This window comes from Neisseria zalophi (assembly GCF_008807015.1).
Lineage (GTDB): Bacteria > Pseudomonadota > Gammaproteobacteria > Burkholderiales > Neisseriaceae > Neisseria > Neisseria zalophi.
This window is the reverse complement of record NZ_CP031700.1, coordinates 1519427-1543098: the sequence shown is the minus strand read 5'-3', so window position 1 is coordinate 1543098 and position 23672 is coordinate 1519427. Positions and strand designations below refer to the sequence as shown.

The 23672-nt window shown below is 45.7% G+C and carries 18 protein-coding genes; 4 read left to right on the top strand and 14 right to left on the bottom strand.

Translation table 11 applies throughout. From position 1 onward, the window contains the following. Window positions 1–36 precede the first annotated feature (36 nt). The 3 genes from D0T92_RS07105 to gyrA form a co-directional block, all read right to left on the bottom strand. Window positions 37–1368 (bottom strand): DEAD/DEAH box helicase, encoded by a 1332-nt coding sequence (locus D0T92_RS07105; protein ID WP_151051516.1) that lies wholly within the window; start codon window positions 1366–1368, stop codon window positions 37–39. Window positions 1369–1783: 415 nt separating this feature from the next. Next, on the bottom strand, window positions 1784–2500 hold the full coding sequence (gene trmB, locus D0T92_RS07100; RefSeq protein WP_151053015.1) for a tRNA (guanosine(46)-N7)-methyltransferase TrmB: 717 nt from the start codon (window positions 2498–2500) through the stop codon (window positions 1784–1786). An 87-nt stretch (window positions 2501–2587) separates the two neighbouring features. Further along, window positions 2588–5401, bottom strand: a complete 2814-nt coding sequence (gyrA, locus tag D0T92_RS07095; protein ID WP_151053014.1) for a DNA gyrase subunit A — start codon at window positions 5399–5401, stop codon at window positions 2588–2590. A 219-nt stretch (window positions 5402–5620) separates the two neighbouring features. On the opposite strand from gyrA, the gene D0T92_RS07090 reads away from it, so the two are divergent. Continuing rightward, window positions 5621–6229: a CNP1-like family protein gene (locus D0T92_RS07090; protein WP_151053013.1), complete on the top strand. Its 609-nt coding sequence runs from the start codon at window positions 5621–5623 to the stop codon at window positions 6227–6229. A gap of 224 nt (window positions 6230–6453) precedes the next feature. On the opposite strand, the gene D0T92_RS07085 is transcribed toward D0T92_RS07090, so the two are convergent. Next, window positions 6454–6804 (bottom strand): arsenate reductase, encoded by a 351-nt coding sequence (locus D0T92_RS07085; RefSeq protein ID WP_151051514.1) that lies wholly within the window; start codon window positions 6802–6804, stop codon window positions 6454–6456. Between the two features lie 117 nt (window positions 6805–6921). On the opposite strand from D0T92_RS07085, the gene D0T92_RS07080 reads away from it, so the two are divergent. Continuing rightward, window positions 6922–7572 (top strand): hypothetical protein, encoded by a 651-nt coding sequence (locus D0T92_RS07080; RefSeq protein WP_151051512.1) that lies wholly within the window; start codon window positions 6922–6924, stop codon window positions 7570–7572. Window positions 7573–7783: 211 nt separating this feature from the next. Here D0T92_RS07080 and D0T92_RS07075 read toward each other — a convergent pair whose 3' ends face one another. The 9 genes from D0T92_RS07075 to radA all read right to left on the bottom strand — a co-directional run bounded on the left by D0T92_RS07075 (window position 7784) and on the right by radA (window position 19661). Beyond that, the gene (locus D0T92_RS07075) at window positions 7784–7930 is read right to left on the bottom strand and encodes a FeoB-associated Cys-rich membrane protein (protein WP_151051510.1); all 147 of its coding nucleotides are present in this window, start codon (window positions 7928–7930) and stop codon (window positions 7784–7786) included. After that, window positions 7930–9792, bottom strand: coding sequence for a ferrous iron transporter B (gene feoB / locus D0T92_RS07070; RefSeq protein ID WP_151053012.1), 1863 nt, complete (start codon window positions 9790–9792; stop codon window positions 7930–7932). Before feoB ends, D0T92_RS07075 begins: the two co-directional genes overlap by 1 nt. 108 nt (window positions 9793–9900) lie before the next feature. Then, window positions 9901–10179, bottom strand: coding sequence for a FeoA family protein (locus tag D0T92_RS07065; RefSeq protein ID WP_151051508.1), 279 nt, complete (start codon window positions 10177–10179; stop codon window positions 9901–9903). Window positions 10180–10728: 549 nt separating this feature from the next. Beyond that, complete coding sequence (locus tag D0T92_RS07060; RefSeq protein WP_151051506.1) at window positions 10729–11754, bottom strand: hypothetical protein; 1026 nt, start codon at window positions 11752–11754, stop codon at window positions 10729–10731. A 153-nt stretch (window positions 11755–11907) separates the two neighbouring features. Continuing rightward, window positions 11908–12468 (bottom strand): DUF4442 domain-containing protein, encoded by a 561-nt coding sequence (locus D0T92_RS07055; RefSeq protein ID WP_151051504.1) that lies wholly within the window; start codon window positions 12466–12468, stop codon window positions 11908–11910. A 146-nt stretch (window positions 12469–12614) separates the two neighbouring features. Continuing rightward, window positions 12615–13481 (bottom strand): CAF17-like 4Fe-4S cluster assembly/insertion protein YgfZ, encoded by an 867-nt coding sequence (ygfZ, locus tag D0T92_RS07050; protein WP_151051502.1) that lies wholly within the window; start codon window positions 13479–13481, stop codon window positions 12615–12617. Between the two features lie 615 nt (window positions 13482–14096). Further along, window positions 14097–15413: a putrescine-ornithine antiporter gene (gene potE / locus D0T92_RS07045; protein WP_151051500.1), complete on the bottom strand. Its 1317-nt coding sequence runs from the start codon at window positions 15411–15413 to the stop codon at window positions 14097–14099. Window positions 15414–15528: 115 nt separating this feature from the next. Beyond that, window positions 15529–17697 carry an ornithine decarboxylase gene (locus tag D0T92_RS07040; RefSeq protein WP_151051497.1) on the bottom strand — a complete coding sequence of 723 codons (2169 nt, stop codon included), beginning with the start codon at window positions 17695–17697 and terminating at the stop codon, window positions 15529–15531. Window positions 17698–18281: 584 nt separating this feature from the next. Further along, on the bottom strand, window positions 18282–19661 hold the full coding sequence (gene radA, locus D0T92_RS07035; protein ID WP_151051495.1) for a DNA repair protein RadA: 1380 nt from the start codon (window positions 19659–19661) through the stop codon (window positions 18282–18284). 163 nt (window positions 19662–19824) lie between these two features. Between radA and D0T92_RS07030 the strand changes: the two genes are divergently transcribed. Beyond that, a complete protein-coding gene (locus D0T92_RS07030; RefSeq protein WP_151051493.1) occupies window positions 19825–20832 on the top strand; it encodes an IS5 family transposase in 1008 nt (335 codons plus the stop codon). Between the two features lie 336 nt (window positions 20833–21168). Continuing rightward, window positions 21169–22038, top strand: coding sequence for a tetratricopeptide repeat protein (locus tag D0T92_RS07020; RefSeq protein ID WP_151051489.1), 870 nt, complete (start codon window positions 21169–21171; stop codon window positions 22036–22038). A gap of 165 nt (window positions 22039–22203) precedes the next feature. On the opposite strand, the gene D0T92_RS07015 is transcribed toward D0T92_RS07020, so the two are convergent. Then, window positions 22204–23661, bottom strand: a complete 1458-nt coding sequence (locus D0T92_RS07015) for an efflux transporter outer membrane subunit (RefSeq protein ID WP_151051487.1) — start codon at window positions 23659–23661, stop codon at window positions 22204–22206. Window positions 23662–23672: the final 11 nt, after the last annotated feature.

Sequence of the window (23672 nt, the reverse complement as noted above, 5' to 3'; positions counted from 1 at the left end):
CTTAAATCTAATGATTTTGGTTTATATCAAGTATCATTATTTCATAAAGCTACCGGCGGCCGGCTTTCTTTTACCGCTGAAACTTTGGCTTTTAGGTTTACCGGAAGCAGGCTTTCTGCTTGAGAATTTCTTGTCGCCGAATTTTTTCTCGCCGAAGCGTTTATCGCTGCTGGATTTGCGTCCGCCCCAATTGCCTTTTCCTTTACCGGCAGGTTTGGAACGTTTTCTGGTCGGCTCCATACCTTCGATGGTTACTTCAGGCAGTTTTCTATTGAGGTATCTTTCAATTTTATGAACCTTAATGTATTCATTCACTTCGGCAAAAGTCGCAGCCAAACCGGTACGGCCTGCACGGCCGGTACGGCCGATACGGTGAACATAATCTTCTGCCTGTTTGGGCAAGTCGTAGTTGATAACGTGGGTAATGGTCGGCACATCGATACCGCGTGCGGCAACGTCCGTCGCCACCAAAATTTTACAGCGGCCTTTGCGCAAGTCCATCAGCGTGCGGTTACGCCAGCCTTGCGGCATATCACCGTGCAGGCAGTTGGCGGCAAAGCCTTTTTCATATAATTCGTCGGCCAAAACTTCGGTCATGGCTTTTGTCGAGGTAAAGATAACGCACTGGTCGATATTGGCATCACGCAGAATATGGTCGAGCAGGCGGTTTTTATGGCGCATATCGTCGCAATAGATAAGCTGCTCTTCGATTTTACCTTGATCGTCTACCCGTTCTACTTCGATAACTTCCGGATTTTTAGTCAGCTTGCGTGCCAACTTGCCTACCGCACCATCCCATGTTGCAGAGAACAATAAGGTTTGGCGGTCTTCCGGAGTGGCGGCAACAATGGTTTCGATATCTTCAATAAAGCCCATATCCAACATACGGTCGGCTTCATCGAGAATCAGCACTTCAAGACGGTCGAAGTCGACTTTTCCGCTTCTCATTAAATCCATCAAACGGCCCGGAGTGGCCACGACCAAGTCAATCGGTTTGCTTAAGGCGCGCAATTGATAGCCGAAAGAAGAGCCGCCGACAATGCTGACCGTGCGGAACCATTTCATATTTTGGGAATAAGTTAGGGCATTTTTTTCAACTTGTGCGGCTAATTCGCGGGTAGGGGTAAGTACTAATGCGCGCGGACCTTTACCGGATTTTTCGCTGCGTTTCATCAAACGCTGTAAAGTCGGCAATAAAAAAGCGGCGGTTTTACCCGAACCGGTTTGTGCCGAAGCCATAATATCGCGGCCTTCTAAGGCATAGGGAACGGCTTGGGCTTGAACGGGAGTAGGGGATGTGTAACCGGCAGAGGTTAGAGCAGATAAGAGGTTTTTATCGAGGTTTAAATCGGCAAATTTTAAAGACATGTTTTTCCTGGGCGGACACAACAACACTTTTCCCGTTTGAATGAAATATTCGAAACGGTCTTGAAGCTAAAGATAACGTATGTACATAGGAAACGATATACGCAAGGTTGTCGCAGACACTGTTTGGTCTGTAGTTAACATCGGCGACAACCTGCAAGGTATTGCTTTAGATACACAATGATAAAAGCAAATCAGAAAGCCTTTAATCAGGCTCGAAGGAAGTTGGCTGAAGACGATGGCTTCAAAGCAAAGGTTGCTATGATAAATTTTTATAAATGGTTAGTCAAGCAAAACAAGAGGGGTGTTTAAAATTTTAAAGTAATAAGCTGGTAATTTTTGAAATATTTCAATAAGGGCCGTCTGAAACCATCCAATTAAACGGCTTTTCAGACGGCCTTTATTCATAAAATAGGATTTATTCGTGATGAACAAATACCAAATCCCAAACGCCATGTCCTAATCGTTTGCCACGGGCTTCAAACTTGGTTTCCGGGCGGTATGCCGGTGTGGGGGCATATTCTTCGGCGGTATTTTTCAAATTTTCAAAACTGTTTAACACCTCAAGCATTTGCACGGCGTATTCTTCCCAATCAGTTGCCAAGTGGATATAACCGCCCGGTTTTAATTTGGGCAATAGTTTGGCAACAAAAGGGACTTGAATCAGACGACGCTTGTTATGGCGCTTTTTATGCCATGGGTCGGGGAAGAAAATATGAATACCATCCAGGACGTTATCTGCCAGCATATTATCGACTACTTCGACAGCATCATGACGCATCACGCGGATATTGTTGACTTTTTCTTCTTCAATTAGCTTTAATAAATTACCGACACCGGGGCCGTGCACATCAATAGCCAGAAAATCTTTTTCGGGCAGCCTTTTGGCGATTTCTAAAGTGGCCGTGCCCATACCGAAACCGATTTCCAATACTTTGGGATTAGGGCGGTTGAATAAGGTGTTTAAATCCAGTGTTTGTGTTTGATAGTCAACACCGAATTGCGGCCACATGGCATCAATGGCACGTTGTTGGGCGGCGGTCATGTGGCCTTGGCGTAATACGAAACTACGAATGCCGCGTTTAGGACTTTCGGCATCTGAATGTTGGGGCTGGTTTTCGTTGTTTTCAGTCATCATTTTATATATTGTCTTTATTAATCTTAAAGGCCGTCTGAAAGTTTGGGAATGCTTTCAGACGGCCTCTGCAAACATTATTGTTTGTTATTCTTCGGATTCGTTGGTTTCATCATCAGAATCGGAAGAGGCGGCTTCACCGTTTTGATTTTCTTCATGGCTGTTTTCGGCAGCCACATCGGTTTCGCTTTCTTCGTCTTCTTCAGGTTCGGCAACACGTTCCAAGCTGACTAAGGTTTCGCCTTCATCCAAGTTAATCAGCTTCACACCGGCTGCGGCACGACCTGTTTCGCGGATTTGATCCACTTTGGTACGAATCAGTACGCCGCCGCTGGTAATCAGCATTAAATCATCGGCTTCGGCAACCAACGTGGCTGCAACCAAATCGCCGTTGCGCTCGCCCGTATTAATGGCGATATTGCCTTGTCCACCTTTACCTTTACGGCTGTAATCGCTAATCGGTGTGCGTTTACCATAACCGTTGGCGGTAGCAGTTAATACTTGCAGTGCTTCATTTTCAGACTCAGGCGGGAAAGTGATCAGGCTGACGATACGGCCATCTTTAGGCAGGCGCATACCGCGTAGGCCGCCGCTACCGCGACCGGATGGGCGAACGCCGTTGCCTTTGAGTACCAGTGTATCGTTGCCGTCATCGGTTTCGTTTTCATCGCTGCCGTTATCGTTCAGGCCGTCTGAATCTTCGTTATCCAATTCGTCTTCGGCCTCATTGCTGCGCTCGTAGTATTCATTGAAGCGTATGGCTTTGCCTAAATTCGAGAACAGCATAATGTCGCAGGTTCCCGATGTTTTGGCCACGCCGACCAACGAATCGCCTTCTTTTAAGGCAATCGCTTTAATGCCTTGGCTGCGAACGTTTTTAAATGCGCTTAACTGGATTTTTTTCACCATACCTTGGGCGGTAGCGAAGAATACATATTCGTCTTCAGGGAAATCGCGCACGGCCAAAATGGTGCTGACTTTTTCGTCTTCATCCAGTTGGATAACATTATTAATCGGCCGGCCCCTGCTGTTGCGACCGCCTTCTGGCAGTTTGTAGACTTTAATCCAGTGGCATTTGCCGAAGTTGGTAAAGCACATCAGATAGTCATGCGTATTGGCAACGAATAAACTTTCAATAAAGTCTTCGTCTTTGGTGGCGGCGGCTTGTTTACCGCGACCACCACGGCGTTGCGCCTGATAATCGGTGGTCGGTTGGGTTTTGATATAGCCGTCATGAGTGAGGGTAACCACCATTTCACGCGGCGGTATCAAATCTTCATCGGCAATATCGCCGCCGAACGGATTGATTTCGCTGCGGCGCTCATCGCCGAAACCGCTTCTGATTTCTTCCAATTCTTCGTGAATGATTTGGGTAACACGTTCGGGTTTTGCCAAAATATCCAGAAAATCAATGATGTGTTCCATGATATTTTTATAGTCGGCAATAATCGTATCTTGATCCAATCCGGTTAGGTTGCGCAGACTCATCCGCAAAATGGCATCGGCCTGTATTTCACTTAAAAAATAACCGCCGTTTTGCAAGCCTAAGCCTTTGGGTAAATCTTCGGGGCGCGCCATTTGCAAATCCAAATCGGTACGCGAAAGCATGTCACTCACCAAGCCGGACTGCCAAGGGCGTGCCAATAGTTTTTCTTTGGCTTCGGGGGCGTCGGCCGACTCTTTAATCAGTTGGATCATTTCATCGATATTCGATAAAGCAACGGCTTTACCTTCGGCGATATGGCCTTCATGACGGGCTTTTTTCAGGCGGAATAAGGTGCGGCGGGTTACCACTTCGCGGCGGTGGCGCAAAAATTCCGACAAAATCTGTTTCAGGTTGAGCAGGCGCGGCTGGCCGTCGACCAAAGCCACCATATTGATACCGAAACTGTCTTGCAGCTGGGTTTGTTTGTAGAGCTGGTTTAGGATGACTTCGGCGTTTTCGTTGCGTTTTAATTCGATAACAACACGCATACCCGATTTATCGGATTCGTCGCGCAGGTCTGAAATGCCTTCTAATGTTTTTTCGCGTACCAGGTCACCAATTTTTTCAACCAGCTTGGCTTTGTTCACCTGATAAGGGATTTCATCAATAATAATGGCTTCACGCTCACCGTTTTTGCCGATAGGCTCGATATGGGTTTTACCACGCATCACGACGCGGCCGCGACCGGTTTTGTAGCCTTCGTGTACACCGCTTAAGCCGTAGATAGTCGCGCCGGTGGGAAAATCGGGCGCTTTGATGGTGCTAATCAGCGCTTCGATATCGGTTTCCGGATCTTCTAATAGCTGTAGGCAGGCATTGATGGTATCGGTTAGGTTATGCGGGGGGATATTGGTGGCCATGCCGACGGCAATGCCGGAAGAACCGTTGACGAGCAGGGCGGGGAAACGGGTGGGTAAAACCAGCGGTTCGTGTTCGCTGCCGTCGTAGTTGGGGCCGAAATTAACGGTTTCTTCTTCGATATCGGCCAACATTTCATGGGCGATTTTCGCCATACGGATTTCGGTATAACGCATGGCTGCGGCGCCGTCGCCGTCGACCGAGCCGAAGTTACCCTGTCCGTCAACCAACATATAGCGCAAAGAGAAAGGCTGCGCCATACGCACGATGGTTTCATAAACGGGGCTGTCACCATGAGGGTGGTATTTACCGATGACGTCGCCGACAATACGGGCAGACTTTTTATAAGCACTGTTCCAGTTGTTTTTCAGCTCGTGCATGGCGTATAAAACACGGCGGTGCACAGGTTTCAAACCGTCTCGAACATCAGGCAGTGCGCGGCCGACGATAACGCTCATAGCGTAATCGAGATAGCTGCGGCGCATTTCGTCTTCAAGGCTGATGGGGATGGTTTCTTTTGCGAAGTGATGGTCGTTGCGGATGGTTGCGTCGGTCATAATCAGTTGAGTTTTTTTATTCAGAATAATTTGGCGTAATTTTAACATGAAACCGGCTTGGATTGGTGGATAGCAAAGAATCTTTATGATGAAGATGTTAGACCGCCATAATCGGACGGTTATTTATCGTAAACATCTGTTTCAGGCGGCCTATTCGGTTGCACCTTTCAGCCTAACCCCTTTACAATGCCTACCATATCAACTTTAGGAGAACACGCGATGCGCCGTATTCTTTTATGTGTTGCAGCCTTAATGGCTGCTCAGGCTTTTGCCGCACCGCATCATGATAAAGATACTCTGGTTAATAGCCGCTATCAGGAAAGCGAGGCAGAAAAACAAGCTCGTGAATTTAAAGAAGCCAATCTGGCTTTACCCGATTTTCCCGATGTCGGCAGCAATGGCTGGTTTGATATTTATGTGGGCAATACTTTTAATAAACAGCCGAAAATTTTATTAGAAAGTATTATCCCTGCTGAAGACGGTAGTATCCGTTATGTATTGAATGTTCGTTCAAACCGTGGCTATGACAATTTGAGTAGCGAAGGTCTTTTCTGTGCGAACACAACATCATTTTCAAAAGATGCAAGTAAGCGTTCGTCATTCAAAGTGTATGCATACGGCGATACGGTAAATAAACGTTGGATTCCCCTGAGAAAAAGCGAATGGAAACCGATAGGGGCCATTTTAAATGATGCTGATCCGGTACGTGGCGTGTTGTATAGCGCATTCTGTGAGGATGGTAAGCCGGAAACGGCTGAAGCATTACGTGAACGGGTGATACAACGTGCCGGAGACCGAAATCTCTCTTTGCGTAATTTGACTAAATAAAAACCTCCTGTTTTTTAGTTTTTATGGGTTAAATAATTAATTTTAAAAGGCCATCTGAAAATTTTCAGATGGCCTTTTAAATGAATACAATAAATTAAAGCTGAAAAACTTCCTGCCGTCGTAAGTTTTCGGGTAGGCCGAACGTTGCCATGGCGGTAGGGTGCTGTATCGGGCTGCTTATCAGGTAGCCTTTGGCACCGGCATGAAAAATCGGAGGGTTTGATTTATTTGGAAAAAGTTTCTTGATATGATGCAGCCTGAAAACCGACTTGATTGTGACCACTATGGTTTAACACCGGTCGTTTAATCAAACTAGGATTTTCAACCATTAGTTTGATGGCACCTTCTTGTGTGGCTGCGGAAGCCTGTTGTTCGCTGCTGAGTTTACGCCAAGTGGTACCGCGTTTGTTGAGCAAGACGGCAAGGTCGATATCTTTCAACCAGCTCTTAATCAAGGCTTCGTCAGGCGGGCTTTTTTTGAAATCGACAAATTCATAGTCAATATGATTTTCACTCAGCCATGTACGGGCTTTTTTAACTGCATCGCAATTGGTGATGCCGTATAGGGTAGTCATAATTTATCCGTTTATATTTTTCAGACGGCTCCATTGTAAGGGCAATCATAGGGTTTGTCATGAACAGGAAAAACAGCTATGCTGTGCCCATTTATGTAGATGCTTGAGGAGTATGAAATGTTTAAGCCCGTTTTTACTGTTTCTGCTGTTTCCGCTGTTTTATTATTGTCTGCTTGTTCTGATAATAACGGTGCAAGTACACGTGCTTTTGAAAAAGCCATTAACCGCTATGCCGAACAACAACGCATCTGTGTGCCGTTAATGTTTAATGTACAAAATAGCGGTATTACCAATAATCGTGTGGTGGTTGGTGCGCCGCAAATCAGAATTGTTCAGCGCGATGCAGACGGTAAAAAAGTCAATAAGCAAGTGCTTGATCAGATAGGCGTGTTGGATGACGAAGGTTTTTATCAAAAAGCAACAACAGAAACTGTTGCCGCACCGAATGGCAGTGGCGATGTGAAAGTAGTTGTTTATGAGTTGACTGAAAAAGGTAAAAAACAGATAAGACGCGGCCGTATGAGACCGTTGGTTTGTGTCGGTAAACAAAAAGTCGTGAAAGTGAATTGGTTTACCGAACCGACAGTCTCTAACGGTTTAACTATTTCCAAAGTATCTTATGAAGTTAAAGTCGATGCCGAAAAATGGGCGGAAAAAATGCTCGAAAAAGGCGGCAGACCTTGGGATCATCCCGATATGTCGCGCACTATGACTGCAACAATGGTAAAAACCAACGACGGTTGGCACAATATTCGCGAGTTGCGTTAAGTGTACAGATTTTCAGATGGCTGTTTTTGTGGGGAAACATAAAAACGTGTCTGATAATCAAACCAAGCGGTTATTTCAATCTTCTAAACTGTTTTTATAATATAAAGGCCGTCTGAAAATTTTTCAGACGGCCTTTATATGTTCCGGAGTCGGTGCTCCGGTTTGCTACCTGATAAGAAAGAGGTAGATATTGTATCGGTAGTTTTGCAGATTAATGGCAAGAGCCACTTTTACCACCGCAGCGATCACAACCACCGCAAGCTGAGGAACCTGCATTTTTCGGTTTGAATACGTATCTACGCAATATGTACCATGCGCATGCGGCAACAATAATGCCGACGATAATATATTGTCCCATTAGAATATCCTCGATGTTACTTGATACACGATAAATGCAAACAGATAAGCCAACGCAAACAGATACATGGTAATCATCACCGTTTGTGCAGTAGACTTGGTTTCACGTTTAATCACGGCTAACGTGGCCATACACATCGGTGCATAGATATACCAAGCTAGGAAGGCGAATGCTGTCGGCAACCCCCAGTTACTATGAACAATCGGAATTAACGCATTTTGTACGGCATCTTCAGAGCTGGCACCTACGGCATAAACCGTACCCAATGCGGCCACCACCACCTCACGGGCAGCAATACCCGGAATCATGGCGATACACATCTGCCAAGTAAAGCCGATAGGTGCGAAGATGGGTTCGAGATAATGACCGATAATACCGGCAAAACTGTAATCAATAGCGGCTCCGGTAGCACCCTCAGGGGCGGCAGGGAAGCTGACTAATGCCCACAATACGACGGTTAACGCGAAAATAATAGTACCGGCGCGTTTTAAGAATGCTTTCACTCGATCCCACAAACTGATCATAATGTGTTTGAAGTTAGGCATACGGTAAGTCGGTAATTCCATTAGCAATGGGAACTGTTGTATTCTGCCTTTGCCACGGGCAATCAGCTTCATCGCATAAGCGGTCAGTGCAGCAGATGCAATACCAGCCACATATAAACCAAATAAGGTTAAACCTTGCAGGTTGAATACACCCCATACTGTTCTTTCCGGAATCACCGCCGCAATAATCAAAGCATAAATCGGCAGACGGGCAGAACAGGTCAACATTGGCGCAATCATAATGGTGACCAAACGTTCGCGCGGGTCTTGAATGGTTCGTGCCGACATTACAGCCGGAACGGCACAGGCAAAGCTGGAAAGCAGTGGAATAAATGATCTACCGGATAAGCCGCTTTTTGACATCATATTATCCAGAAGAAACGCTGCACGGGGCAGATAGCCGGAATCCTCCAATAATAGAATAAATGCAAACAGAATCGCAATTTGAGGCAGAAACACCAACACACTACCCAAACCGGCAATCACACCCTCAACAATCATATCTTGCAAAATACCCTCAGGCATGACTGTTGTGACCCATTCACCCAACGAGCCGAACCCGCCTTCAATCATATCCATCAGCGGTGCCGACCAAGAATAAACTGCTTGGAAAACGAGCAATAAAATCACAAATAAAATGGCAAACCCCCATACCGGATGCAACACCACTGCATCTAAGCGACGGTGCCAGTTGGGCATATGCATTTCTGTGCGCACCACCTGATGCAGAATATCTTCCACTTGCTGATATAGTTGGTTACTGTCCAAACCGTTTAATACGCGCTCAACTTCTTCGGGATCAATCGGTTTTTCCAAGCGGCGCGGTAATTTGGCAACTGCTTCACGGACGGCATGAATACCGTCTTTACTAACGGCAACAGTTTCCAAAACAGGCACACCTAAAAGCTCGCTTAATTTTTGGGCATCAATTTTCAAACCGCGGGCGCGCGCCACATCACTCATATTCAATGAAATCGCCATCGGCAAACCGAGCGTTTTCAATTCCAACATCATCCGCAGGGTCATCCGCAGGTTAGTCGCATCGGCTACGGCAATAATGGCGTCGGGCTGTTGACCGAGCCTGCCTAAAACCACATTGCGCACCACGGCTTCATCAGGGCTGGTGGTACGCAGGCTGTATGTGCCGGGTAAATCAATAATATGGATAGATTTATCGTCGACAAACACCCCCTCACGGCGGTCTACGGTTACACCGGGATAGTTGGCGACTTTGGCGTGTGCGCCGGTTAAGCCGTTAAACAATACGGTTTTACCGCAGTTCGGCGCGCCAATCAGGGCAAAATAACTTAAAGACACTGCTTCGGCACTCATTTGGATTCTCTCCTGAAACTAAATTCGTTTATGCTTGATATTCATTGCAACAATAGGCTTGAAAACGGACATTAGGCCGTCTGAAAACAATGCTTATTGTTGTTGGGTTTCTTTTGCGATCCGACACATAATTTTGGAAGCTTCCGGCTCGCGTAGGGCAAATTGGGATTGATTACCCAAGCGTACGGCAAACGGCCCTTTACCCAAGCCGCCGATAGCCATTACTTTTAAAGACATCCCGTTAGAGAAGCCCAAATCAGTCAGGCGGCGGGTAACCAAGAAGTCAAGCTCACCAAACTCAGGATTTTCCTGAATGAATTCAATATAGGCAGAAGTGCCTTTTTGAAGATTTGATAGAGGAATGGCAGACATAGAATCTTACTTTCTTTATGTTAATCATATTAATCAAAACAAGGTTGCAACAGTAATTCTGATTGTTACAAAAGTAATTAATATTGATGATATTGATATTGATATTTTTTCTTATTTGTTTTTTATATTAATGCCTTTGAAATTTATATTCAATCCAAGCTGGAAACATTACTACGTATGACTATTATTGATGTAATTTGATTTTTTGAGAATGAAATATTAGTAATTTAAAATCAATTGATTAGTGATTTAATTTAGACAGTAAATGCAATTAGAGTATCCATACCTATAAAAGAAAATGAAAATTATTTGATATTAGTCAAATAATGAATATTGATAATATTGTTTTTACTTCTTTTGTTGCCATGATAAATATCTTGCGTATGAAAAAGGTGAGCCTAGTCATCCAAGTCGGTTTGATTTTATTTACTTAAATTAAAGATTTTAATGTATCTTTCAATACCACAGTTTGAAGTCATAATTATCAGAAAGCATGCACAGAAAAGCACCGGATATATACCGGTGCTTTATTTACAGCATGGAGAATTTTTAGAAATAATCTTCCCGATGATTACTTTTCCCAAATACTGCTTCACGTGCTTCACGGACGCAGAGCCGGTTGTAGGTTATCCGTTGCTGTTGATTGTTGTCGAATACGGTCACATCCATTTCTGCCCGTTTGCTGACTTGTTCGGCAAAATGATTTTTAATGGCCGACCAATAACGGTTTTTAATATGAACAATGGCAAACATATCGGCGGAAATACTGAGGCCGACGCTGGACATTTCTTTAGACGATTGTACACAAAAGCCGGTATCGGCAAAAAAACAGCAATCCGATTCTTCGCCATAACGAAATAATTCGATTTTCACGCTGTCGGAATCGGCAAATACGGCGGCAAACAAGCGTTCGAATACCGAAGGCTGCATCACCCCGTCGCTGAGCATGCCGTAAAGATTGGCCAGCCAGCGGGTGTAGCCGTCGGGTGAAAAAGCAAACGTTTGCAGTATCCGAGATAAGCGCGGTTGAGGACGTGCGGCAATCAGCGATATAAATTCGGTGCTGATGTGCGGTAGCTGCCGCCATATCGCCTTATGTAGATGGTTGGCAAACAGGCTGTTGTGATTATAGGGATTGCGAAAAATACCGAGCATTTTAAGCTGCAAAACCCGCCATAAGGCTTGTGGGACTTTTTGTTTGCCGCTGCGGATGGTTTTCAGCATATTACAAGCATCTTCATAGCCGCTTTCATAACGGCTGAACCAGTTTTCCAGATTATATTGGCTGCCGCCGCTGCCTTCGACAAAGGAAAGCGTATAGAGATTGTTGACTTCTAAATTGTTTTCAATATTTACACTATTGGCCTGACCACGATAAGGCTTTCTGAACATTTCCAAACCGAAGCGGTAAACGTTTTGATTTTGCGGATTAACATTGGTGTTGAAGGCGTGCTGGCGTTGTTCGGTTTGGGCGATAAAGTGGTGGCCTTTGGTAACATTGGCCGTGAGTAGGGCGTAAGGCTTTTCTTCGCAGACGGGTGGTTCGCAATCGCTGAGGATAAACGCTTGTTTCATTTTTCAGACGGCCTGTATTTAAAAACACGTTGCCATCATAACCGTGTGCAATAACTCTTTACAAGCCGTATGGAAAAGATGCGGGTAAACCTAACGGCTGATGATGTATGCAAAACCTGTGGCCGTCTGAAAAAAACCAGATAATTGGCGTATTTAAACCGCTGCGTTATCGGTATGACTTTTTGATGTATTTGCTTCACCGTTGTTTGCTTCTTCTTTTTCGGTGGTTGGCGGATTGGGTCTGAAAGTCGGTTTGAGGCGGATATAAAGCGTCCGTTTGGCAATGGCAACGGTTTCACCTTGTTTGTCGAAAATGCGGACAGGCATTTCGGGTAGGTATTTCTCGCCGTTTTTCGTGTGCTCGTAAATATCATGCAACATTTCGTCGGTAATATGGCATTCGATAAACACTGCACCGCGGCCGGGTTTGATAAAGTCGATATGGGCGGATTTATCCCAAACATAATAACGTTTGCCTATCATGCCGTTGAGCATGGCGGAATAAGAGGCATCGGTTAGTGCAAACAGGCTGCCACCGAATTGGGCACCGTGTACATTGCGTGTGCTGGCCCAGTCTTTGAGGGTGACTTTCATGTGTCGGAAATCATCGGAAAGCTCGGTAATATGGATACCGCTGAAAAATAACGGCGGCCAGATATTCAATAAAAATTTGGTAAATTTAGCACTATCGGTGCGGATTCTCATATTAAACATAATGGTTTGTGTAAATATCCGGTTGATGTGGTTAATAGTAAAAAGGTGAATGCTGTTCAAATATTATGGGATAATTTTTTGATTGTTTTTCTAATGATAAAGACATTCTGTTTCAGACGGCCGTCTGAAACAGAATGTTTATTTTTTTATGATGATGCTTTGGCTTCCGGCTGGAAAAACAGCTGTTCTTGTTTCAAGATATGGCCGTCTGAATCGGTGAGATCGATATCGGCAGCTGAGAACTTGATAACCACCAAGCTGATACTGCCGGTTTCGGTGAGGGCACTATTAATAAATAAACCGACATCTTCATCATTGTGCATCACAGCTGCGCCGGCCGCTTCCAATGCCGTGCCCGACAATACCGCCAAACCACGTTTTACCTGCCCGCGGTATTGCGCCCGTGCAATAATTTCTTGGCCGGGATAACAGCCTTTTTTGAAATGTACGCCGCCGATAGTGTGTTGATTGAGCATTTGGGCGACGCAAGTTTCCGTGGTCGCCGCGCTAATCCACGGATAGCCGCTGGTGATTTCGTGTACATTCCAAAGATTTTCCACGCCTTTATCGTATGCGGGCAGATCTTCTTCAGCACCAATATTCAGACGGCCTTGATGGGGTAGGGTAATCTGCCAAACACCATTTTCTTCGGTAGCGGGAAAAGCCAGTGAAGGTGCTTCGGCAGCAAGGGGGGCGGTGTCGTCTGATAAGTTGCCTGCCGCGGCATAGCTCGGCAGCGGTTCAAAAACCGCTTTCGCCCGCAATACAAACATGCGCAAACGTTTTACAACGGTTTCTACCAAATCGGCAGCCATTATCAATAATAAATCTTCGCCACGGTTGAGCACCAGCATATTGGCGATTACGCGGCCTTTAGGCGTGTTATAAGTAGCATAGCAGGCTTGGTTGGGCGGCAGATTGTTAATATCGTTGGAAAGCTGTCCGTGTAGAAATGTAGCGCGGTCGTCTCCGGTTACGCGCACGATACCGAAAAAAGGTAAACGGGTTTGCATGAAACTGTCCTTCGTGTGTGGGGTTATATATTGGTATTCTATCGCCAAATGACTCGAATAACCAAGAGTGGCATTATTTGCGCCACAATGATATTGTCAAATAAAATCCGCCTATGTTTATGAGTATGATAAAGAAAAAATCATATCGATATGTTTTCAGATATACCGTTTCGAATAGTAATAAACTGCGCTATGATCCGGCATAAATTCAAGCCGTCTGAAAATCATATTGTGGTTTCGTTATGATAAATACTTGGCTTGCCAAGGTTATTGTTTCAAACGGCTTTGTCAAGCGGTCAAATATTTATCCACACTATCGCCAAAGATATCTGTGTAAACAGTTATGAAGATGCTTGACAAGACAAAATACTGTATATCTATTTGATAAATATATAAATTATTAAATGGCTTAAATTTTGGGCAATTTTATACAATGCCTGATTTATCGGGGCAAATGCGATAATTTCACAGACTATCCACAGATTTATCCACAGCTTTTGTGAGTAATGCGGGAAACCCTTGAAAAATCAAGATACCGCCATTTTTTTGAAATGAAAAGGCCGTCTGAAAAAATATTTAAAAAGATTTCAGACGGCCTATTTTAATGAAATGTCATTAATAAGATTCTTTCAAATCATATTTTTTGGAAACCACTTTGCCATAAAGTACCCAACCGGCAAACACGGCCAAGCTGCCCCAATACATTGCTTCCATACCTGAGCTGTATAGTGCATAAAAACTGTATAAATTACCAATAAACGCAATAATATTGGTCACTATCATTTCTCTGGGTGGTACATTGGCCGATTTTTGCAAAACGATAATGGCAGACATCGATAAAATATAAGGTATCACATTGGTCACCACTGCCAAATTCACCAAAATATCAAATTGTCTGCCTAAACTAGGGCTGATGGTCATCATCGCCAATGCAGTTTGGACTGACGCAATAATCAGCATTCCGACAATCGGTACATTGTGTTTGGTCGCAACGCCGAAAGGTCTGATGAAATAACCTTCGTCGGCACCGGCTTTAAACACTTGCGCAATAGTAAATTGCCAGCCGAGCAGGGAACCGGTGCAAGACATAATCATCAATGCAATCACAATCTGGCCGACGGTATGGTTAAACATAGTGGCAAAAACCAAGCCGAACGGTGCGTCTGAGGCGGCCAATTGCGCATTGGGAATAATACCTGCTACCACATTGGTGGAAACAATATAGATAACAGCCGTAATCAAAGTACCGCCTAATACGGCAATCGGAACGTTTTTTTCAGGATTATCCACCGCTTCGGAGTTGGCACAAGCCGATTCCAATCCGAGAAACGCCCATAAAGTAATGGCAATAGAAGCCGGCACAGCTTGAGTTAGCGGCATATTATGCGGATTCCATGCACTGGCATACATATCGGCGCTAAACCAAAACCAGCCGATACAGGAAATACCGACAACCGGAATCACCACGCCCCAAACGGTAATACTGCTGATTTTACCGGTAATGGAAGCACCACCGAAGTTTGCCGCCATTGTTGCCCAAACAAACGCAATCGTCATCAGGGCAACTTGCAACGGCGACAGATTCCAACCCATAAACACACTGAGATAGCCCACTGCCGTAATCGCGATGGCCACATTAGCAATCAGCAGCGATACCGCATAAGTATAGTTGGCCATAAAGTTGCCTGATTTACCGAACGAATACTCGGCATAGCCGCCCATACCGCCGGTGTTTTTACTAAACCGGCCGCATTTGGCAAATGCATAAGCCAAAGCCATAGAACCGACGGCAGTCACCAGCCAAGATAAAATCGAAATAGTGCCGACCTGCGCCAATTTGCTCGGCAACATAATAATGCCGGAACCCATCATATTGACCACGGTGAGGATAGTGAGCTGTAAAACACTCATTTTGCTTCTGGAATTTGCCATGATGCTATCCTTTTCTTTTAATTGTTAAAAGGAATTGTTTGAGAAAAGAAAGACAGAATAGGCCGTCTGAAAACAGTGTTTGTCAAAACAAATATTCAGACGGCCTGTTTGTGTATCAGTCTGCTTCTTTGTCGATTACATAGCCGAAGGCACGGCGGCTGCCGTCTTCCTGAGCTTGCAGATAAACCCCTTGAATTTCAGGTTCGAAACCGGGCAGGCTGTTGATACCTTCTTCCAAGGCAAGGAAATATTTCTGCACCGCACCACCCCAAACTTCACCCGGAATGGTACACAACACACCGGGCGGATAGGGCAGCGCCCCCTCTGCAGCAATTTGCCCCTCAATTTCGCTCAACTTAACCAGTTTCACCTGATTACGGATTAAGGCCTGTTGGGCATCATAAGCACTCATGGCCTGTTTCGGCCAACTGTCCGAGCGGAACATCTGGCGTTGAAGCTCTTTCATATTGTTGCGGGCATAGAAATCATGCATTTCCTGACACAGGCGGCGGATGGTATAGCCTTTGTAATAAGACTCATGGCGACCGTAAACCCCCGGCAACACTTCACTCATCGGACTGTCGTTTTTAATATGCTGCTCGAAGCGGGTAATCATGGCGACCAAATGCTGGATTTTGGCCATGTTTTCAGACGGCGTCAGCAAAAACAGAATCGAATTCAAGTCGCATTTTTCAGGAATAATGCCGTTATCGCGCAAGAAGTTGGCCAAGATGGTGGCGGGGATACCGAAAGATTCATATTCGCCGGTTTCCACATTAATGCCTGGGGTGGTCAACATAAATTTGCACGGATCAACAAAATATTGGTCTTTCACATACCCCGGGAAAGCATGCCATTTGGCGCCCGGCTCAAATTTGAAAAAGCGCAGGTCGTCAATCATCTGCTCGGTGGGATGATCTTCCCAACGCACGCCGTCCACATAGTCGGGCACGAAGGGTTTAATCATCGAGCAGTTTCTCAATACCAATTTACGGCCTTCCACACCGACGGCAACGCAATCACGCCATAATTTCCGTCCGGCTGTGCCGTCATGTATTTTGGCATTGACATCCAAAGCGGCAAACATCGGATAAAACGGGCTGGTGGAAGCATGCATCATAAAGGCATTATTGAAGCGTTTATGGTTGCAATACCGTTTTTGCCCTTTGATATGTTTGTCTTTTTTGTGAATTTGGGAAGTTTGCGAAAAGCCCGATTGCTGTTTGTGTACCGATTGGGTCACGATGATGCCCGGATCATTTTCATTCAATTCAAGCAACAGGGGCGAGCATTCGCTCATCATCGGAATAAATTGTTCATAACCGACCCAAGCGGAATCAAACAAAATATAGTCGCAAAGATGACCGATACGGTCGACAACCTGACGTGCGTTGTAGATGGTGCCGTCGTAAGTGCCTAACTGAATAATCGCCAGTCGGAACGGCCGCTCTTCGTCGGCACGTTTGGGGTCAATCTTGCGGATTTGTTCGCGGATATATTGTTCTTCAAAGCAATTAGAATCAATCCCGCCGATAAAGCCATAAGGATTACGGGCGGTTTGCAGATAAACCGGAATAGCACCTGAAATCATCAAAGCACCGAGATGGATGGATTTATGGTTATTACGGTCGAATAAAACCAAGTCGTCTTTCGCCAATAAGGCGCTGGTAACCACTTTATTGGAAGTTGATGTGCCGTTTAAAACGAAATAGGTTTTATCGGCATTGTAAACTTTGGCGGCATGCTGCTGCGCTTCGCATGCAGGGCCTTCATGAATCAAAAGGTCGCCCAATCGGACATCGGCGTTACATAAGTCGGCACGAAATAGGTTTTCGCCAAAGAAATGAAAGAATTCACGACCGGTAGGGTGTCTGGAAAAAAATTGTCCGCCCTGATGGCCGGGGCAGTCGAAAGCCGAATAGCCGCGTTCGGTATAACCTTTTAAGGCATTGAAAAACGGAGGGGCAAGTTTGGATTCGTATTGTTCGGCGGCAGCGGTAATCTGTTTGCCGTAAAAATGACGGTTGCCGAAGCCGAGTTGGAATACACCGTTTAAGGCGGGCAAAATACCTTCGGGGATTTCTTCATCCAGTTGCAAAGCGATGAATATCGGAATACCGAAACCGGTTTCCTTCACTTTTCTTACCACTTCTTTGGCATGCTCCGCCGAAACGACAACCGCACCGATATTGGTAAAATCCGTATGGTGGGTATCGACAATCTCATAATCGGTAATAAAACCGTCTCGAACGGACGGACAGGCTGCGATTTTCAAATATTTCATTTTGCCACTCCTGTTGGTTAGAAACTTCTTATGTTGTACACATTCAAGAAATACAGGTGTACCGGGTTGCACTACAAAAAATATGACGATAAATTTGGTATCGAGGTTATTTTTAAGGTGTGTATCCGATCAAAACAAAAATATTCTTATATATTATTAATTTGGATTAAATAAACAATTAAAACAGGGGTTTATTTAAAAAAGAAAATAAAATGCAAAAAGTATAATTTTTTAGGGCATTTACTTAAATAAGACGAAACCATATCAAAAAAAGTTCATCATTTTACTTAAATTATTAATTATTGAATAATTCAATAGCCCTTTATCATATGCATTCAAAACGAGTTTCAATATTCGATATCTTAGCATTTATATTGAATAGAATCCGTTTGCAAATAGTAGGTAAACATTTAAAAATAATGAATTTAATTGAAATAACAATAAAATGGCCGTCTGAAAATAACCATTTTATTTTCAGACGGCCTGATGTGTAAGGGAAATAAATATTGCTGCTTGTTTTGATATGTCAATTATATATTTATATTGGTATTGTTAAGATAAGATAAAAGCTATCTTGCTTGTATTTATCCGTCACCATTCCGACATATTTCAACAGCCTCTTGCAGACTGCTCACCCCGTCTATCTGCAAGCCCGGAAAATCTTTGCGGTTGCGCGGCAGGTTGGCGTGCGGCACGATGGCACGTTTGAAGCCGAGTTTTTCCGCTTCTTTTAAGCGTTCCTGACCGCGGGCGACAGGGCGGACTTCGCCACTAAGGCCGATTTCGCCGAAAGCGACCATTTTTTCAGGCAACGGGCGGTTTCGGAAGCTGGAAAGCATGGCGAGGATAATGGCTAAGTCGGCAGCCGGTTCGTTGATTTTAACGCCGCCGACCGCGTTTAAAAATACATCTTGGTCAAAGCAGGCAATGCCGGCATGGCGGTTTAAGACGGCCAAGAGCATGGCCAAGCGGTTTTGTTCCAGCCCGACCGTCAGCCTTTTGGGGGTGAAGCCGTGCGCATCATCCACTAAGGCTTGAATCTCGACCAATAACGGCCTGCTGCCTTCTTGTGTCACCAATACGCAGGAACCGGGCACGTCGTCGCGATAGCTGGCCAAAAAAATTGCCGAAGGGTTGGATACGCCTTTCAAGCCATGTTCGGTCATGGCGAATACGCCCAACTCGTTGGCAGCACCAAAACGGTTTTTTATGGCGCGTATCATGCGGTAGTTGGAATGCTGGTCACCCTCGAAATATAAAACCGTATCGACCATATGCTCCAATACGCGCGGGCCGGCAATCGCACCATCTTTGGTTACATGGCCGACCAAAATCATGGCAATCCCCATTTGTTTGGCCATGCGGGTTAATTGGGCGGCACATTCGCGTACTTGTGAAACCGAACCGGGTGCCGATGTGATTTGGTCGGAATACATGGTCTGAATCGAATCAATCACCACCACGGCAGGCTCATGCTGTTTTAAGGCCGTCTGAATGGCTTCTATGCGGATCTCCGCCAATAAATCGACGCCGTCACTTTGCAAGCCCAGCCGTTGTGCACGCAAGGCGACTTGTTGCGCCGATTCTTCACCGGAGACATACAACACTTTGCGATCTGCCGCCATCATAGCGATGGTTTGCAGCAGCAATGTCGATTTGCCGATACCCGGATCGCCACCCAGCAAAATCACCGCTCCATTGACCAAGCCGCCACCGAGCACACGGTCAAGCTCGTTAATACCGGTCGGTTGGCGTGGTACTTCAATAGCCGTTACCTCAGAGAGCGCCTGAACACGGGCGCTGTCGGCCGCCCAAGATTGGAAGCGGGTATTTTTTGGTTCGGGTGCGGCAAGGCTTTCCTGAAGCGTGTTCCATTCGCCGCAATGCGGGCATTTCCCCTGCCATTTTGGTGTGGTGCCGCCGCATTCGCTGCATTGATAAACGGTTTTTGATGCCTTTGCCATAAAAATCCTATTGATTGGGTAAATCGGCTTTTGAGTGAATATGAGATTATAGCGGAAGCCCTGCTGATGCGTTATGGTTTGAGAAATACTTTCAGGCCGAGACCTTTGCAAAAACCCTAAAAATCCCTTAAATTTTTCACCAAAGATATTTAAGGGATTTCTCATGAGTACGTTCTTTCAGCAAACCGCCCAAGCCATGATTGCCAAACACATTGACCGCTTTCCTTTATTAAAGCTCGAACAGGTGATTGATTGGCAGCCGGTAGAACAGTATCTGAACCGTCAGAAAACCCGTTATATCAGAGACCACCGCGGCCGTCCCGCCTATCCCTTATTGGCTATGTTTAAAGCCGTTTTACTCGGCCAATGGCACAGCCTTTCCGACCCCGAACTCGAGCACAGTCTTATTACCCGTATTGATTTCAACCTGTTTTGTCATTTTGACGAGATGAATATTCCCGATCACAGTACCCTTTGCCGTTACCGAAACTGGCTGGCACAAGATAATACATTGGCCGAGCTGTTGGATTTGATTAATCGCCAACTGACTGAGAAAGGCTTAAAGGTAGAGAAAGCACAGGCTGCCGTTATTGATGCGACGATTATTCAGACGGCCGGCAGTAAGCAACGTCAGTCTATAGAGGTTGATAGCGAAGGAGAGGTAACCGGTCAAACCACACCGAGCAAAGACAAAGATGCCCGTTGGGTGAAGAAGAACGGTCACCATCAATTAGGCTATAAGCAGCACACCCGTACCGATGCGGAAGGTTATATTGAGAAGCTGCATATTACAGCGGCCAATGCCCACGAGTGCAAACACCTGTTGCCTTTGTTAGCAGGCATTGCCAAAGAGACCACCGTCTATGCGGATAAAGGTTACGACAGTGCGGAAAACAGAAAGCATCTGGAAGAATATAAACTGAAAGACGGCATTATGAGTAAATCCCATCGCAACCGTCCGCTGACGGAAGCGCAAACCCGCCGCAACAAACATTTATCGAAAACCCGTTATGTAGTGGAACAGAGTTTCGGTACGCTGCACCGTAAATTCCGCTATGCCCGGGCAGCCTACTTCGGGCTGGATAAAGTAGCGGCGCAAAGTCATCTGAAAGCGATATGTTTGAACCTGTTGAAGGCGGCCAACAGGCTACGTGCGCCTATTGCTGCCTAAAAGGCAGCCGGATGCCTATTAATTAGGCATCTGAGGAGTAATAAAGGGGATATTGCGGTCAAAAACAGCCGAAATCCTGTGTTTGGAGTTCGGCTGTCGGGTGAAGGACTATTTCGCAAAGGTCTCAGGCCGTCTGAAAAATATCGGCTTGATAACGAAGCAAACAAATGGTTTCGGATGGTTAGGATTTTGGGCTTATATATTCGAAAATCAATTGCAAAATACATTATGCATAACCTTAGAGCGTGGAAAATGCCCGTATGTCATGATTATGATTAGGCGTTATATCAAGTTTGTTATTATTTATTCCGCGTATATTGTAACGGGAATAAAGAAATGAATGTCATTAAAACTCGCTTAACAGTAGGAATGATTTTATGCGGTTTGGCTTTTTCTGCCTTTGCCGCCACAACAGAAGAAATTGCATTACGCCAAAAACTGGCAGCCACAGGCGATAAGCAGGCGCAATATGAACTGGCGCTGGCTTATGAAACCGGAGAGGGCACTGAGAAAGATGATAAGGCTGCTGCGAAGATGTATTTGCGTGCAGCAAAGCAGGGGCATGCCGATGCCCAAGCCAATTTGGGTATGATGTATCAGGAAGGGCGCGGTGTTAAAGCCGATTTGAAAAGGGCGCTTTCTTGGTATAGCAAAGCTGCCGAGCAGGGCAGTAAATATGCTCAAAACAATCTGGGTCGCCTGTATTTCTACGGATATGGGGTAAAGCAGGATTATCAGCAGGCTTTATCATGGTTCCAGAAGGCCGCTGAGAACGGTGAAAGTACGGCTCAGAAAAATCTGGCCTATATGTATGCACAAGGCGCAGGCGTTGAAAAAAATATGCCGATGGCGGCGCAATGGTATGAAAAGGCAGCACGCCAAGGTTTGGTTGAAGCGCAGGCGGAAATTGGCTTTATGTATGATGCAGGCGAAGGAGTCGCCGCCGATCCGGAAAAAGCGGCATTGTGGTATACACAAGCTGCCGATCAGGGTAATACTATTGCCCAATATAATTTAGGCAATATGTATCTTGTAGGTCGTGGTGTTGTGAAAAATATTGAAAAAGCCCAAGCATTATTTGAGTCGGCCTGTAAAGGTGGCGATGCCGATGCTTGTCGTCTGATTAATGCCGAAGCCGAAGTGGTGGAGCAGCCGCAACAAAACTTTATAGAACAATCCGAGCCGGAGTTCCAACCTCGAAAATAAAACCGTAGTTTATACAGGGCGGTTTATTTTCTGATTCATTTAAGGCTTTGATAAAATTAATTTATTGTTGCTATAAACCGTTTCAGACGGCCTTCGGTAATATTAAAAAATGATAACTTTCTGATTGGGAAGTTATCATTTTTTTTATGGTTTTTCCGCATTGGTTTATTCGACTGTCCAACCGCCGCCCAATGCCTTATAAAGTGAAACCAATATTTGGGCGCGAGCAAGTTGCGATTGTATTAAATCTTCCTGCCGTTGTTGTTCCTCCAAACGCGCCGTTAAGGTTTTATCGAGCGTTTGATTACCGTATTTAAATAATTTTTCTGCATCGTCAGCCTGTTTGGCTGCTTGTTGGTGCGCAGTTGTGAGTAGGGTGCTTTGGCGGTTCAAAGCATAATAGGTTTGATAACTGCTGTCGACTTCTCCCAAAGCTTTAAGGATATTTTGATCGTATTCCAATAAGGCCGTCTGAAGCCGTGCGTCTGCGGCGGCAATATTGGCACGAATGCGGCCGTTGGTAAAAATGGGGACACTGATGCCGGCTTTCAGCAGACTGCCCCAGCCCCTGACCCCGCTGTCGCTATCGACACTGATGGAGCCTTGCCCTAAAAAATCAATTGAAAACCGAGGTAGTAGATCGGCTTTGGCACTGGCCAACTTAGCAGCATAGGCATTCACTTGTGCCGCCCGTGCACGGATATCGGGGCGGCGCTCCAGTAGCCCTTGCGGGGTTTGACCGGCTGGTGCTGCGGGTACGCTTGCCAGAATATCGGCAGAGCTGTCGGGCAGACGGAATGTTTGCGGCGCCTGCCCGGTTAATACGGCAATATTGCGGACATAGACATCGCGTTGTGCCTGCAAGGTACTGTATTTGGCTTGCAATGCGCTTAAACGGCTTTCGGCTTCGCCGACTTCATAAGCTGTCAGATGACCGGCCTGAAAACGGCCTTTCACATAACGCACTAACCGCGCCAAGGTGTCGGTGCTGCGTTTGGCCGTACGCATTTGTTGTTCGGCGGCACGGGCTTTGAAATAATTGTCGGCAATATCGCCGGCAACCAATAATTGTGCACCGTAAACCTGCTCCTGCGCCCCCATCGCCGCGGCAAGAGCAGCATCGGCATCACTGCTTTTGCGTCCGAAAATATCCGGTTCCCATGAAACAGACCAACCACCGCTTAAACTGTTACCATCAAGTCTAAAATGATCGGCAGTGAGTGGAGCCGCTTGTGGAAATGCGCGTAAGTTATTGCGTACAGTGTCATTTAAGGGATTACCAATTCGGCCTTCCAAATGTCTCGCATCAGTGCTTAAAATGGCAGTAGGCCCCTTATCGGCACCGGCAAGGCGGGCATTGGCACGGGCTTCATTCAAGCGACTGCGGGCGGTTTGAATATCAAAGTTTTTTTGCAAGCCCTGTTCGATTAGCTTATTCAAAACCGGGTCGTGCCAATATTGCCACCAATGGCGGATATCTTCGCTGCCTTGTGCGGCTTGGGCTTGATTAAAAGCGGTGGGGAGGTCGACCTTGCTGTCAAGCGGAATGGTATGGCTTTGACAGGCCGCAGTGATGAGTGAAACAAGCAATGCAACTGGAAAAGATGGGAAACGGATGTTCATAATTCTTCCTT